This is a genomic window from Roseibium sp. MB-4 (assembly GCF_053005265.1).
Window position 1 is genome coordinate 438,252 of record NZ_JBRKQB010000002.1, and the last position, 13,878, is coordinate 452,129.

The window sequence follows — 13,878 nt, forward strand, 5'->3', positions numbered from 1 at the left end:
GCATACAAAACAAGCTTTAAACTCCGGGTAAAAGAAAATTAGATTTTTTCATCGACATTTTATCGATAAAATGTCAGCATAAATCCATTGATCGCGGATAACGCGTCTGCCCGGCAGCTCTATCGCCGGCAGGAAAACATAAAGATGAGGGACAAAATGACAGCCAAATGGGATTTTTGGATCGATCGCGGCGGCACATTCACCGACATCGTTGGCCGCGCGCCGGACGGAACCCTTCATCCACACAAGGTGCTGTCAGAAAACCCGGAAGCGTATCGTGACGCCGCCATTCAAGGCATTCGTGAACTTCTCGGCGTTGAAAAGGGTCAACCGATCCCGTCCGACAAGGTTTCGACCGTGAAAATGGGCACCACCGTTGCCACCAATGCGCTGCTGGAGCGCAAGGGCGAGCGCACGGCCCTCTTCATCACACGCGGCTTCAGGGATGCGCTGGAAATCGGCTATCAGGCCCGTCCGCACATCTTCGCCAAGGAGATCATCAAGCCTGAACTGCTTTATGAGCGCGTTTACGAGATCTCTGAACGCGTTCAAGCTGACGGCACTCTCGAACAGGCTCTTGACGAAGAACAGGCCCGCACCGAAATGCAGGCCGCTTGGGACGCCGGGATCCGTTCCATCGCAATCGTCCTGATGCATGCTTACGCCTATCCGGCCCACGAGCAGGCATTGAAGAAAATCGCGGAGGAGATCGGTTTCCCGCAGATTTCAGTCTCTCATGAAGTCTCACCGCTGATGAAACTGGTCGGCCGCGGCGACACCACCATCGTGGATGCCTACCTGTCGCCGATCCTGCGCCGCTATGTGAACCAGGTTCAGGAAGAGCTGGGTGAAGGCCCGCGGCTGATGTTCATGCAGTCCTCCGGCGGGCTGACAGCCGCAGATCTGTTCCAGGGCAAGGACGCCATCTTGTCGGGCCCGGCAGGCGGTGTTGTCGGCGCTGTCGAAACCTCGGCAATGGCCGGATACGACAAGATCATCGGCTTCGACATGGGCGGCACCTCTACAGACGTGTGTCACTATGACGGCGATTATGAGCGCGCCTTTGAAACCGAAGTTGCCGGTGTGCGCATGCGCGCGCCGATGATGATGATCCACACGGTCGCAGCTGGCGGTGGCTCGATCCTCCACTATGCGGACGGCCGCTTTCAGGTCGGTCCGGACAGCGCAGGTGCCAATCCGGGCCCGGCTTGTTACCGCCGCGGCGGTCCGCTGACCGTGACCGATGCCAACTTGATGACCGGCAAACTGGCGCCGGAATTCTTCCCGAAGATCTTCGGCCCGAACCAGGACCAGCCGCTGGATGGCGACGTGGTGCGCGAGAAGTTTGCCGCACTGGCAAGCCAGATCGGCGATGGCCGCACACCGGAAGAGGTTGCGGACGGTTTCCTGAAGATCGCTGTCGAAAACATGGCGAATGCCATCAAGAAAATTTCCGTACAGCGCGGCTATGATGTCACCGAATATGCCCTGACGTGCTTCGGCGGCGCGGGCGGCCAGACCGGCTGCAAGGTGGCCGACAGCCTCGGAATGAAAACGGTCATTCTGCACCCATTCTCCGGCATCCTCTCGGCCTACGGCATGGGCCTCGCCGACATTCGCGCAGACCGCCAAAAGGCTGTTGTGAAAACAATGACGGAAGAGCTGCTTCCTGAGCTGGACGCGCTGCGCAAGGAGCTAAGCGCCCAGACAGAAGCTGAGCTCGACAAACAGGGCGTAACTGAGGACGCTCGGCGAACCGTTGCGACCGCACATTTACGCTATGACGGCACCGACACTCCCATGCCCGTCCTTCTCGGCACGGTCGAAGAAATGCGCGCGGCCTTCGAAGAGGCTCACAAGAAGCAATTCGGCTTTGCCTATGACAACAAGCCGGTCGTGGTCGAAGCGCTTGAGGTGGAAACCGCTGGCGGCGGCGCTGGCCTGGTCGAGCCGGATCTCACTCTGGCGTCCGATGTCCCAGCCGCTGCCAAAGGCACACGGATCTACTGCGAAGGCCAGTGGCATGATGCCGGCATCTTCAAACGCGAGAACCTGAAGCCCGGCATGAAGGTGATGGGCCCGGCGGTGATCATCGAGCCGCATGCGACCATTGCCGTTGAAGACGGCTGGCAGGCGGAGATCAACGCCAAGGATCACGTCATCCTGCACCGGGTCGTCCCGCTGAAACGGGCGGACGCCATCGGCACCCACGCCGACCCGGTCATGCTGGAGGTGTTCAACAACCTCTTCATGTCCATCGCCGAACAGATGGGCGTAACGCTGCAGAACACCGCCTACTCGGTGAACATCAAGGAACGCCTGGACTTCTCCTGTGCCGTCTTTGATGCCAGCGGCGCCTTGGTTGCCAACGCCCCGCACATGCCGGTGCACCTTGGCTCCATGGACCGCTCTGTGGAAACGGTGATCAAGCTGAACAAGGGCAAGATCAAGCCGGGCGACGTCTTTGCCTTGAACGCACCCTATAATGGCGGCACGCACCTGCCGGACATCACCGTCGTCTCGCCCGTCTTCGACAATGCGGGCAAGGAGATCCTGTTCTGGGCCGCCTCTCGTGGCCACCACGCCGATGTCGGCGGCTCCGCACCGGGCTCCATGACCCCGCTCGCAACCAAGGTGGACGAAGAAGGCGTGCTGTTCGACAACTTCAAGCTCGTCGATCAGGGCCGCTTCTGCGAGGCCGAACTCGTCAACCTCCTGACGGATCATGCCTATCCGGCCAGAAACCCGCATCAGAACGTTGCCGACCTCTCCGCACAGGTCGCAGCGAATGAAAAGGGCATTCAGGAACTGCGCAAGATGGTGTCCCACTTCGGTCTGGACGTCGTTCAGGCCTATATGGGCCACGTTCAGGACAACGCCGAGGAAAGCGTCCGGCGGGTCATCGAAGCGCTGAAGGACTCCGAATACGAGTACCCGACCGACCAGGGCTCGACCATCAAGGTCAAGATCACGGTCGACAAGGACAAGCGCGAGGCAACGGTCGATTTCACCGGCACATCCGCCGTGAAACCGAACAACTTCAACGCGCCGGAACCGGTCACCCGGGCCGCGATCCTCTATTGCTTCCGCGTGATGGTCGACGGTGACATCCCAATGAATGCCGGCTGCCTGAAGCCGATCAAAATCATTATCCCGGATGACTGCATGTTGCGCCCGTCTTATCCGGCGGCCGTTGTTGCGGGCAATGTGGAGACGTCCCAGCACGTCACCAACGCAGTCTTTGCAGCGCTTGGCGCGATGGCAAACAGCCAAGGCTCGATGAACAATCTGACCTTCGGCAACGACACCTACCAGTACTATGAGACCATCTGCTCCGGCTCTCCGGCAGGCCCCGGCTTCAAGGGCACGGACGGTGTTCATGTGCACATGACCAACTCGCGCCTCACCGATCCGGAAGTCCTGGAGTTCCGCTTCCCCGTCCTTCTGGAGGATTTCCATATCCGCAAAGGCTCCGGCGGCAAGGGTAAATGGTCGGCGGGTGACGGCACCAAGCGCACCCTGCGCTTCCTGGAGAAGATGGACTGCGCGATCCTCGGATCCCACCGCAACATTGAGCCAAAAGGCATGGAAGGCGGTGAGAACGGGGAACTCGGCCGCACCGAAGTCCGCCGTCTCGACGGCACCGTGCAACAGCTCAAAGGCTGCGATCAGACCATTCTGGAACCGGGTGAAGCCGTGACGGTCATCACCCCAACAGCCGGCGGCTGGGGCAAAGCATAACAGTCTGCCATTGCTACGCATTCGAGGGCGGGAGCATTCCCGCCCTTTTCCTTTTCTGAGCTTTGATGCCGGTTCTGCCAGCTGAAACTTACAAACTTGCCTGCACATAAGTTTTCTCTGTCTAACCCACAAAAGTTCCGCCATCGGCGCTGGCAATTAGTCACCGATTTCCTACATCTGCAGCACATGGCCAAAGTGGCCCTCAAGAGGAGACAAAAATGCCTGCTGCCGCCCGCCGTCTGCGCAAGACGACAGCCTTCATGATCGTTGCGATCGCCACGATGTTTGCCGCCACTGACTATGCCGAGGCCCGAAAGGGCGGGTTTGGCGGCTTTGGCAGCAGAGGCAGCAAAACTTATTCCGCGCCCCCCACGACCAAAACCGCACCGGATACGGCCGCTCCCGTTCAGCGTTCCATGACACCCCAGCCTGCACAGACCCAGCGGACCACTCCTGGCGCTGGCGGACAAGCTGCAAATGCGCAACGCCCTGGCCACTTTGGCGGCTTCGGCGGCGCGCTTCTCGGCGGCTTGATGCTTGGCGGCCTCGTCGGAATGCTGTTTGGCGGTGGCCTCGGCGGCTTCGCCGGGTTTCTCGGCTTGATCCTTCAGGTCGGCCTTATCGTGTTGCTGATCAGCCTCGCCATGCGCTTCTTCCGTTCACGGCAACAACCGGCGACTGCTGGACCAAACCCGTTTGAAAGGGCGCCGGACCAGAACGCACCAAAAGCTGCTCCGTTCAGCTTCGGCGGCGGTGGGGCCAGTGGCTCAGCCTCACAGGCTTTTGCCCACCCGGTAACGCAGCCTTACGAGGCAACGGCAGCAGACCTTGACCGGTTTGAGGAGATGCTCAGCGAAGTTCAGTCCGCCTACAGCCGCGAAGACTACGCCGCGCTGCGACAGCTGGCGACCCCGGAAGCCATGTCTTATCTGGCCGAAGAGCTGGGTGAACTTGCCTCGGCCGGCAAAAAGAACGTCGTTTTGGATGTCAAACTGCTTCAGGGCGATGTTGCCGAAGCCTGGCATGAAGATAGCAAGGACTATGTAACAGTCGCCTTGCGCTACAGCGCAGTCGATTACATCGCCAAACGGGATAGCGATGATGTGATTTCCGGAGATCCTGACGCGCCTTCCGAAAGCACTGAAGTGTGGACCTTTGTTCGCAGCTCCGGCGGCGAATGGCTGCTTTCAGCCATCCAGGGAACTGGTTAAGGCACAAACAGCCAGCTCTCCGTTTAAGAGGCAAGACACTGCCAGCCGTTTCCCGGTTGGCGTATGGCGCGGGTAAACCGCAAGCGTCGAAGGCCGCCCCCACGGGCGGCCTTGTTCTTTTATATACCCCTGCAGACACCTGTCAGAACCCGAGACTTAGCCTGATGCCTTGCTGCATCCTGCGAACAAGGCATCAATCAAAGGACGGTCCTCGGTGTTGATCATTAACTCCAGATACGGCGGCAAGGCTTTGCGAAACGTGTTCCGAGATCCTCCAGGAACCGTCAGGTCACCACTTTTGACAAGGCATTTGATATCGCGCCTCGGCAGGCTCAACCCGGCAGACAAGATCCGGTCAAGACGAACCGGAACCCTGCCCGGATTTCGAATGCACAGAACAGCTGGTGTCCCAGCGACTTTTCCCTTGCTCGGAACCACCCGCCTCTGCAGCTCGAAGTCAGACGGTTTGCTTGGGCCGCTTGGGTGACCTCCAAGGTTGGCCGCCAATGTCTCCGCCAGCATCTGGTCGTTTGCCTGCAATGCTGACAAGAGGTCCGAAGGTACGGCGCTGACGGGTTTCCGTTTCATCACCTCGCGGTTCCAGCGATGGCCGCAGGACTGGCACGCATAAATAAGCCAGGCATCCAGACGGCTTCCATTGGCATTGAGCCGGAACTTATTTGTCGAGGCAAACGGACGAAGTTGACCGCACCGCCCACAGGGACGTGCGACGGTCAACCGCGCCTTAGAGACAAGGGTCCATTCAACCCTGATAAGAGACGACATGTTTGGGATCTTCCACTTCCGGAAGTTCGCAAACGGGGGTCAGGCATCGCGCGGCAAGCCGCGCCCGGTCATTTGGCTGGTAAAGTTGGAAGGGTGGCGTATCGAAACATCAGATACGGTTTGGCCAAGCCACACCGGTCCCGATCCGCCAGTTTGACGAACGTGTCAAAACGATCGTGTGCGGACGCACACGGCAAAAGGATCGAAGACCGGTTAACGTATTGGCAAAACAAATCGTCCCGAAGATGAAGGTTGAAGACGTCCTAAGTCATGAGAACGTGGCGCGCAAGCGTGAGTTGCCTTGCGCTTCACCACAGCACTCGATCGCGATTGCGGACCGTTGGATTTGGCGCTGGCACCGGAAGCGCAGGTGTTTTCATAGAAACCCAAACGCCAGCAACTCGCTCACCTTATTTTCACAGGATTGAATTTTTGTAGTTTCGTCAACGTGAATTCTATCATAAATTGTAAAACTTTTTCTTTGAACGATAAAATTTACCCTTTCTTCAACTGATCAGCATCAATCTAAGGAAACTTACGTAGCGTTTTAAGGAACTTCTTTTCAATTGGCGCAGGAGATTCTGCGATGGCACTTTCACGTCAGGTATCCGCAACGGTTGCAACGAAAATACTTGGACTGGTCGCCTTTCTTTGTTTTGGGCTCGTTGTGGTGGCAGCTGTATCTGTTTATCAAATGGCCATGATCGGCAAGGAACTCACAAATATTGCCGAAAAAGACATTCCGCTGACCACAGCGATCAGTCACGTCACCAACCATCAGCTGGAACAAGCTGCCCTCGTCGAACGTCTCATGCGGCTTTCCGGCCTGGAAGCTGGCGAAGAGAAACACGCAATTGGCGATGTCAAAGCTGCAATCTTGAAACTTGAGGTCCAGGTCGCTGACGAAATCCTGAAGGCTGAGGATCTGGCTAAATATGCCCTGGACAATGCCGCTTCGGAGATTGAAAGGACAGAGTTTGAAAGTGCCCTCAATCAACTCAAACGGATCGAGGCCGAATACGCCCAATATAAGTCACACGTTGACGAAGTCCTACATTACATAGATTCAGATGACTTGGCCGCGGCAGCTGCGATCGTCCTCACCCTGGAGGAAGAACAGGAACGTCTTGACCGGGAGCTGATCGCCCTACTTCAGGAAATCGAGCAATTTACCCTGGCAGCGGCCCAGGCTGCAGAGACCCATGAAAAACAGGCCTTTCAGCAGATCATCTGGACAGCCATCATCTCTCTTGGTCTCTGTGTGACCGGCTCGGTCCTTTATGCGCGTTTCGGTATTGCTGTGCCGTTGAAGGAGGTCTCTAACGGCCTGAAAAGCCTGGCCAACGGCGACACGGACGTTTCAGTCAAAGTCAGATCGCGCGACGAGATTGGCGCGGTTGCCGAGGCTTTTGAAGTCTTCCGGCAAAACACCATTGAAATGCAACGGCTACAGGCTCAAGCACGCGAAGAAGAAGAGCGCGCTGTTGAGGAGCGGCGGGAAACACGCTTGCGTTTGGCGGACGAACTGGAGCGGGTAATGATGACCAGCTGCTCGGAGGTTCAATCGGCCTTACAAAAACTATCGGTGCACGCGGATGATCTTGCTCAAATGAGTTCCGATACGATCAATCGCTCGCATACAGTCGCCGCAGCCGCTGAACAATCCACGGCCAGCGTCCAGTCCGTCGCATCAGCCGCCGAAGAACTTGCCGCTTCAATCCAGGAGATTGCCCGGCAGGTGACCTTAGCGAACACGTCAACGGACCAGACCTCCAAACAAGCTGAAACCTCGGAAGAAACCGTCTCGTCCCTGTCGGCTGCAGCAAGCGAGATCAATGATGTTCTTAAGCTCATCACGGACATTGCCGGTCAAACCAACCTGCTGGCCTTGAATGCAACGATCGAAGCAGCCCGGGCCGGAGAAGCCGGAAAAGGTTTCGCAGTCGTTGCGTCGGAAGTCAAAGCCCTGGCCACCCAAACCGGCCAAGCGACCGAACAGATCGGCACGCAGCTGACCGGTGTCCAGTCCGGAGCGGCCTCCTGCTCGGTTTCCATCCAAGATGTGGTCCGGTCCATGACAGATGTCCGCGACAAGATTGCAGGCATTGCCTCAGCTATTGAAGAACAGGACGCGGTGACATCTGAGATTGCCAAGAACGCCTCGGAAGTGGCGCATGGCAGCACGGAGATTTCGGAAAACATTACCCAGGTGAACCGTTCGGCCGAGGCTTCCGGAGAAAAACTGAAAGATGTCGTGGGCGGTGTTGAGCTCGTCGCAACCCAGATCAACACGGTCCAAACAAGCCTTGAGGATTTTCTTGGGCATCTCCGGGCGGCTTGAGACCGCCCCGCTCCCTGTTCAATCCTGATTTCGCGCCTGAAGTGCCAGCGCAACCAGGGCTTCCCGAAGCCGTGCGGGATCTGCGAGCCGCTCCTGAAACCACAGACGCACAATACGGTCTCCCGCCACAAGGTCGAGCCCCTCGGGGTCGAGGCATGCCAGCCGCCAGTTGGCGTCTTCAGCGTTCAGGAGGACTTCGGCATAAAGTTTGATGGCGTCGCGGTGGTCCTCGTTCATGTGATCAACCGCGCCACTTTCCATCGCCGACCAGGCCTGCACGTCGGCAACATCGGTCAGAAGATCATCCTCGCCGAGTTCAAAAGCCTTGCCGAAGCCACCGTTGAGGCTTGCCCGCTGTAGATCCAGGGCAAAGAACGAGAAATCTCCGAAATCGGCATAAAGCTCGGCCTTGGGGTGACGCGAGAGGTAGCGCCGGCGCAAACGTGCATGCTCATCCGTTTCCCGCTCTACACGGCGCGCTTTGCAGAACAACGAAATCCTCGGGTGGGCCAGAGGGTCGCCCTTGCCCGGTTCACCAACCAGCAAGGAACAGGCGGGGTTGGCGAGGACCGCACTTGTGTGGCCGGACAAGGTGCTGGTGAGGATCACGGGCGTTCCATCAAGATCCGTCGCAACGGCAACCCGGCTCGCCAGGGGATATCCGGTCTCAGGTTCCAAGGCTGCTAAGGCGCCGAAGCGGGCCGTCCGGATCAAATCTTTGGCCAGTTTCCGGGCCTCGTCATCCGTATTCCGGATCACCGACTTTTCGTTATTTGATCGATTTTCCTGACTATCTGCCATGTGGCCTCCTGCTTGGGACACACAACCTGAGAAATCTGAACACAAGATGAACGGCTATCTCAGGACCGGTTCAGCGCGCTTTTGGCAATGTTGCATCATCAGATCACGGCAGCGCAAATGGCGCGCCCCAAACGGAGAGTAAATCGATGCAAACCTTCGCTAAACGCATCCTGGCCGTTGCCCTCACCGGCGCCCTAATGTTGCCGGCGGTATCTGCCGCAGAAGCAGGTCCGCGCGATGGCTGGCGCCACGGTGGCGGCTGGCATGAGGGCCACCGCCCGCACCGCGGACACAATCGGCATTATCACAAGCACAAACATATCCATAAGCACAAGAACAACAATAACGTTGGCGCGGCCATCGCTGCCGGTGTCATTGGACTTGCTGCCGGTGCAATCATTTTGGGGGCAACCAACAAGCCGTCCTATGCAGGTCCGCCGCGTGGCCCGGCATATCCCTACCCGCGTGCCCCTTATCCGGGTCACGTCAGCGGGCCGGTCGGATTTCAGCCCTGGAGCCCAGCTTGGTACGACTATTGTTCGTCGAAATACCGGTCTTTCAATCCATCGACCGGAACGTTCACCACCTACAGCGGCGTTCAGAAATTCTGCCAGTAAATGGCAGACACTAGGAGGGTGGAAATACCATCCCTCGAGACCTCAACGACCTGGGGCGGACAGCGACAGGCCAGCTGAACTGGCCACCCGCTGCCGTCGCTTTTTGTCTGGATCCATTTGCGTGTGCTCTAGTCAGCCATGGTCTCGATCGAGGCAAATCCTTCCGGTTCTTCGCCTGCATCAAATGGAGTATCCACCTCGATCACCGTATCTGGGTAGAAGCCGTTAAACCGGGTCCTGAGAGACAGGCTATAAGCGCCGATATGGCCGATTTCGATCCAATCTCCGGTGTCGACCGTCTCTGGAAGCCAGAACGGCCGGGAGAGAATATCAACGCTGTCACAGGTTGCCCCGCAGACCTTGAACGGCACGATGTTGTCGGCCTTGCCGGAGCGTGTGCGCCGCGCCGGGTCCGGGATAAAGCGAGCCGGCAAGGTGATTTTGCCGGTCCAGCTGTCCGAGAGAGACGCCCAAATCCCATCATTGATGTAGAGCCGGCGGCCTTTCTTCAAAAGCACCCGGACGATCAGCGATATGGACCTTGCCACAACGACCCGGCCCGGTTCCGCCACCAGCGGCATATCGTCAAACGCCCATTCGGTAATGTCTGAGCGGATTTGTCCCATCAACTCTTCCAGGGACGGCAGATCAGGTACTTTGCGTCTCGGATCATGGCCGTAAACGGCCGGGAACCCGCCGCCGACATCAAGCTCTACAATCGGAACGCCAGCGCGGGAGCGGATCCAATCGGCGGAGGCCAGTGCCCGCTCATAGGTTTCCGGCTCTTCAATCTGACTGCCGACGTGGAAACAGAGACCGCACTTGAAGCCAATCCTGTGAATCCGTTGCAAAAGTTCAACTGCATGTCCCGGCGCAGCGCCAAATTTCTTCGACAGCTCATACGCTGCATGCCCCTTGGTCGCGATCCGCACAAAGAGTGTGATTTTCGCAGGATCAATGTCCAGAGCCCGGACAATCCGGAGGATCTTTGCCACCTCGTCTTCATGGTCGAGTGACATCACCCGGATGCCGTACTGCTCCAGCGCTAGACGAATATCGGATTGCGCCTTGATCGGGTGCATGTAGAGCATTTCCGCCTTTGGCGCTGCTTCACGCACGGCGGCAAACTCTGCTGGAGACGCCACATCAAAACAATCATACCCCGCCGCCGCCAACTCCTTCAGGACAAAGGGTTCGCCATTGGTCTTCACGGCATAGGCCGTTTTCCCGGGGAACAGCTTTTTGAAGTTCTGCGCATCCGTGCGGAGCACCGATGGCCGAAAACAGTAAATTGGGTGATCCGGACGCAAGTCCAAGGCAACTTCAGCAGCAGTTTTGTAACGCTCCATAGGCGTCTCCGATTGTTTCGTCATGACCATGAGAGGAACAAGCTATGGCAAAAATTGCAAGCTGTGACCGAAATTTACTGGCAAATGAGGTACGTACAGTCCTTGCCGTGACAGCCGGTATCCAGATGAAAATGAGCCTCATGATTGGGATCGGCATCCGGACCCAGTACAGTTGTAAAGCGCTTGCAAGCTGCCGCATGGACCGCTCTTAAGAACTTGCCCGGGTCTGTCTCCGGTTCTGGCCAGTCTTTCATGACCGAAATGATATCCCCATTCGCCAACCGGAAACCGGAAACGTCGACCGCCTTGCCAAGTGCGTGCTCGGAAAGCTTCCCATCCGGGAGATTGTTGCGGCGCCGGCACTGATATCCTGGTCCTGTCAGGAGCCCGGTGACGTCCATGCCCAGCTCATTGCGGGCAGCCGGGAGAACATCTTGCCGGATCCAATCCGCCACCACCTGTGCAAACTCGCATGTGATCATGACAGGTCCTGGAAAGGAGATTTCATCTCCGCTTTTCAGACCGACTTTCGTCACGGCGACAACATTTTCAAATCCGCAACCATTGTCGGTCTCGATCGCCGGGCGTTGAACAAATGTTACCCTTGGGAGTTCGCAGAGTTGCTCAGTCACCTGCTGGACCGATGGGGCTTCAGGCTTACCAGGTTCGGCGTCTGGCTTTTTCCTCGGCAGGTCGACACCTTCAACAAACCGGTCTTGAGTGCCCGGCGTGAGCGGCTTTGAAGATGGCGCTGGAGGAGAAGTTTCCTGACCAAAGGCTGGTGCACCGACAGCAAGCAGGCAAAAACAAAACAAGAAAACCAAAGCCTGCATTTCGTCCGATCCGGCTGCGACGATCACACCGATATCATTGTCGATTTCGCTCCAGAGGTCTATGGTCGCGAACCAGATAGAAGATCGGCACCAGAATGACCCTTGAACTTTATCTCGCTTATGTTGCTGCAACCCTCATCGTTTTGGCCATTCCCGGGCCAACGATCATGCTCGTCGTCAGCTATGCATTGACGCAAGGACGGAAATCCGCGGCGGCTAGCGTGATGGGTGTGGGCCTTGGAGACGCCACGGCTGCCGCGGCTTCACTTCTGGGCCTGGGCGCGTTGCTGGCCGCATCTGCGACGGCGTTCACAGTGCTCAAATGGGTCGGTGCCGCTTATCTTGTCTGGCTGGGTCTGAAGATGTGGCGCAGCCGCCCGTCGGCTCTCGGGCCCCATACCGTTGCCGACATTCCGGCCGGCAAGATCTTCTGGCACGCTTACGTGGTGACGGCGTTGAACCCGAAGGGAATTGTCTTCTTCATGGCCTTTCTGCCGCATTTCATCGCACCGCAGGCGCCCGTCGTCCCGCAGCTGTTCCTGCTCGGCATCACCTTCGTTGTGCTTGGGATCGTGAATGCCGCGGTGTATGCCTTTGCGGCAGCAGCCGTCGGCCAGAAGCTTCGCAGCCCGTCCTTGCTCAAGCTGATCAACCGTGTCGGCGGCGGATTTCTGATCTCCGCGGCCGCGATGACAGCCACCTTGCAAAGATCAAGCAGCTGAGCTCACAGCAACACTCAGGCCTTAGAGGCTCTTGATCGACATATCAAAGCTCTGTAAAGCGTCGCGGCATAGCCCGTGATCACGTCTCATCGGTGGGCGGCAAAAGGCACTTTCTTTGGCGGCGGTGACGATGGCTCGCCTGCCGTCCCTGTCGGCTTGGCCGCCGCGGCCTGAGATGTTTGCCGCAGGACTTCCAGCGATCTCTTGGCGCCTTCAACGCTCATGAGTCCAAAGCGCTGGATCGCTTCGTTCAGCTCCATTCCGCCAATATTCAGCCGCTGCGCCCGCATCATCAGGATGTCCTTATAGGCCTCGGCCCTGACATTATTGGCCTTGCAAAGGATGATAAGCGGTTTGTCGTTCGGGCTGAACAGCAATTGGGACACAGCTGCGGGTGGCAGATCACTTAACCCAGCCAGCAGTAGGGCAAGCTCCGTCGCCTGCCCTGCCTTTGCAAACTTCCGGACAGCCTCATCGACCATTTGGCGGCCACTTTTGATGTCCTTGACCAGCGCATTCACCTGGAGCTTTGCCCGCTCAATCGTTTCCAGCTGGTTTTTCTTCTTTTCCTTGGAGGCCCGCGCCAGCATTTGTGCCAGATAATTGTCCTTGCCCAAAGCAAGCACTTGTTTTTGAAGCTCTTCGGTCAAGAGCGGCAGAAGAACCTGGCCGACCTCAAGAGGCAGATCCGGGCGGCCGATCAATGCGGCTTGCACCGCCTCATCCCGGCCAACCTTGTCGACGATCGTCATGAAAGAGTTGTCGGCGATTTCCGCGCCCTCATTGGCAGCGACCTTCGACAAAACGGACGGATCACCCCGATCGACAAGGACAGAAGTCACAGCCTCTTCAATCGGAACCCTGACCGCGATCGCTTCAAGATGGTCCATGGACGCGGAGGAAGCGATCTCAACCAAGTCCTCAGACTTCAAAACAGGCGAGTTCGTAAGCACGGGTTCGGCGACAGCAAGGGTATCCTTCGCCAATTCGAGCATGAGTTGATGCGGTGCAAAATCGTCTTTCGCGACCCGTGCTGCGAGCTCTGCCCGGGTGTCTTCCTCCAGATCGCCCAACAATTTGAGAGCGATATCCCCGAACAAAAAAGCCGTGTTCTCGCCGCGGGCATCACCAGCAGCCAGAAACATTTCGGTCAGCGTTGCAATAAGGCTTTTGCGGCCTGCTGTGCTTGAGTCCTTTGCAAGATCAGCAAGCTTTGCCAATTCGGTCATTCTCTCTCCGCAGCGCGCTACGCGTTGTTCCGTATAGAGTACCGCGACCGGCTTAATAGACCACTACTTCAGATACCGAGTTTTTAGGTGCCTCATTCACGAAATCGCTTCGCCTGCAACCTGCAGGACCTGAGAGCGCTGCGATGCAGCATCTTTTTTCCTTCGCTTCTCGTTAAGACTGCATTAATGTCAGCGGCTGTGACCGATGTGACGGGAGGAATACAGATGACTCTTGTACGTAACCTGAA

Annotated in this window: 10 protein-coding genes; 5 read left to right on the forward strand and 5 right to left on the reverse strand. The window is 57.6% G+C overall.

Translation table 11 applies throughout. The features are described from left to right. The first annotated feature begins 156 nt into the window (after positions 1-156). Positions 157-3,741, forward strand: coding sequence for a hydantoinase B/oxoprolinase family protein (locus tag ACVDG4_RS13110; protein ID WP_447235907.1), 3,585 nt, complete (start codon positions 157-159; stop codon positions 3,739-3,741). Positions 3,742-3,959: 218 nt separating this feature from the next. Next, positions 3,960-4,952: a Tim44 domain-containing protein gene (locus ACVDG4_RS13115; RefSeq protein WP_447235393.1), complete on the forward strand. Its 993-nt coding sequence runs from the start codon at positions 3,960-3,962 to the stop codon at positions 4,950-4,952. A gap of 156 nt (positions 4,953-5,108) precedes the next feature. On the opposite strand, the gene ACVDG4_RS13120 is transcribed toward ACVDG4_RS13115, so the two are convergent. Beyond that, complete coding sequence (locus ACVDG4_RS13120; RefSeq protein WP_447235394.1) at positions 5,109-5,738, reverse strand: DUF1062 domain-containing protein; 630 nt, start codon at positions 5,736-5,738, stop codon at positions 5,109-5,111. A gap of 586 nt (positions 5,739-6,324) precedes the next feature. Between ACVDG4_RS13120 and ACVDG4_RS13125 the strand changes: the two genes are divergently transcribed. Next, a complete protein-coding gene (locus ACVDG4_RS13125; protein WP_447235395.1) occupies positions 6,325-8,079 on the forward strand; it encodes a methyl-accepting chemotaxis protein in 1,755 nt (584 codons plus the stop codon). A gap of 18 nt (positions 8,080-8,097) precedes the next feature. Here ACVDG4_RS13125 and ACVDG4_RS13130 read toward each other — a convergent pair whose 3' ends face one another. Further along, entirely contained in the window at positions 8,098-8,880 is a 783-nt protein-coding gene (locus tag ACVDG4_RS13130; RefSeq protein WP_447235396.1) for a HugZ family pyridoxamine 5'-phosphate oxidase, read from the reverse strand. A gap of 146 nt (positions 8,881-9,026) precedes the next feature. On the opposite strand from ACVDG4_RS13130, the gene ACVDG4_RS13135 reads away from it, so the two are divergent. Further along, positions 9,027-9,497, forward strand: a complete 471-nt coding sequence (locus ACVDG4_RS13135; protein WP_209174282.1) for a BA14K family protein — start codon at positions 9,027-9,029, stop codon at positions 9,495-9,497. A gap of 128 nt (positions 9,498-9,625) precedes the next feature. On the opposite strand, the gene ACVDG4_RS13140 is transcribed toward ACVDG4_RS13135, so the two are convergent. Together ACVDG4_RS13140 and ACVDG4_RS13145 are read right to left on the reverse strand one after the other, a co-directional pair. Beyond that, entirely contained in the window at positions 9,626-10,846 is a 1,221-nt protein-coding gene (locus ACVDG4_RS13140; protein ID WP_447235397.1) for an alanine racemase, read from the reverse strand. 74 nt (positions 10,847-10,920) lie between these two features. Then, positions 10,921-11,706: an extensin-like domain-containing protein gene (locus ACVDG4_RS13145; protein WP_447235398.1), complete on the reverse strand. Its 786-nt coding sequence runs from the start codon at positions 11,704-11,706 to the stop codon at positions 10,921-10,923. Positions 11,707-11,774: 68 nt separating this feature from the next. Here ACVDG4_RS13145 and ACVDG4_RS13150 point away from each other — a divergent pair, with 68 nt between their 5' ends. Continuing rightward, positions 11,775-12,401: a LysE family translocator gene (locus ACVDG4_RS13150; RefSeq protein ID WP_447235399.1), complete on the forward strand. Its 627-nt coding sequence runs from the start codon at positions 11,775-11,777 to the stop codon at positions 12,399-12,401. 86 nt (positions 12,402-12,487) lie between these two features. Here ACVDG4_RS13150 and ACVDG4_RS13155 read toward each other — a convergent pair whose 3' ends face one another. After that, positions 12,488-13,630, reverse strand: a complete 1,143-nt coding sequence (locus ACVDG4_RS13155; RefSeq protein ID WP_447235400.1) for a DUF2336 domain-containing protein — start codon at positions 13,628-13,630, stop codon at positions 12,488-12,490. Positions 13,631-13,878: the final 248 nt, after the last annotated feature.

What these genes read in the sequence shown, in the direction of transcription:
- ACVDG4_RS13110 (WP_447235907.1), top strand. Translation starts at nt 157, where the DNA reads ATGACAGCCAAATGGGATTTTTGGATCGATCGCGGCGGCACATTCACC.
- ACVDG4_RS13115 (WP_447235393.1), top strand. Translation starts at nt 3,960, where the DNA reads ATGCCTGCTGCCGCCCGCCGTCTGCGCAAGACGACAGCCTTCATGATC.
- ACVDG4_RS13120 (WP_447235394.1), bottom strand. Translation starts at nt 5,738, where the DNA reads ATGTCGTCTCTTATCAGGGTTGAATGGACCCTTGTCTCTAAGGCGCGG.
- ACVDG4_RS13125 (WP_447235395.1), top strand. Translation starts at nt 6,325, where the DNA reads ATGGCACTTTCACGTCAGGTATCCGCAACGGTTGCAACGAAAATACTT.
- ACVDG4_RS13130 (WP_447235396.1), bottom strand. Translation starts at nt 8,880, where the DNA reads ATGGCAGATAGTCAGGAAAATCGATCAAATAACGAAAAGTCGGTGATC.
- ACVDG4_RS13135 (WP_209174282.1), top strand. Translation starts at nt 9,027, where the DNA reads ATGCAAACCTTCGCTAAACGCATCCTGGCCGTTGCCCTCACCGGCGCC.
- ACVDG4_RS13140 (WP_447235397.1), bottom strand. Translation starts at nt 10,846, where the DNA reads ATGGAGCGTTACAAAACTGCTGCTGAAGTTGCCTTGGACTTGCGTCCG.
- ACVDG4_RS13150 (WP_447235399.1), top strand. Translation starts at nt 11,775, where the DNA reads ATGACCCTTGAACTTTATCTCGCTTATGTTGCTGCAACCCTCATCGTT.
- ACVDG4_RS13155 (WP_447235400.1), bottom strand. Translation starts at nt 13,630, where the DNA reads ATGACCGAATTGGCAAAGCTTGCTGATCTTGCAAAGGACTCAAGCACA.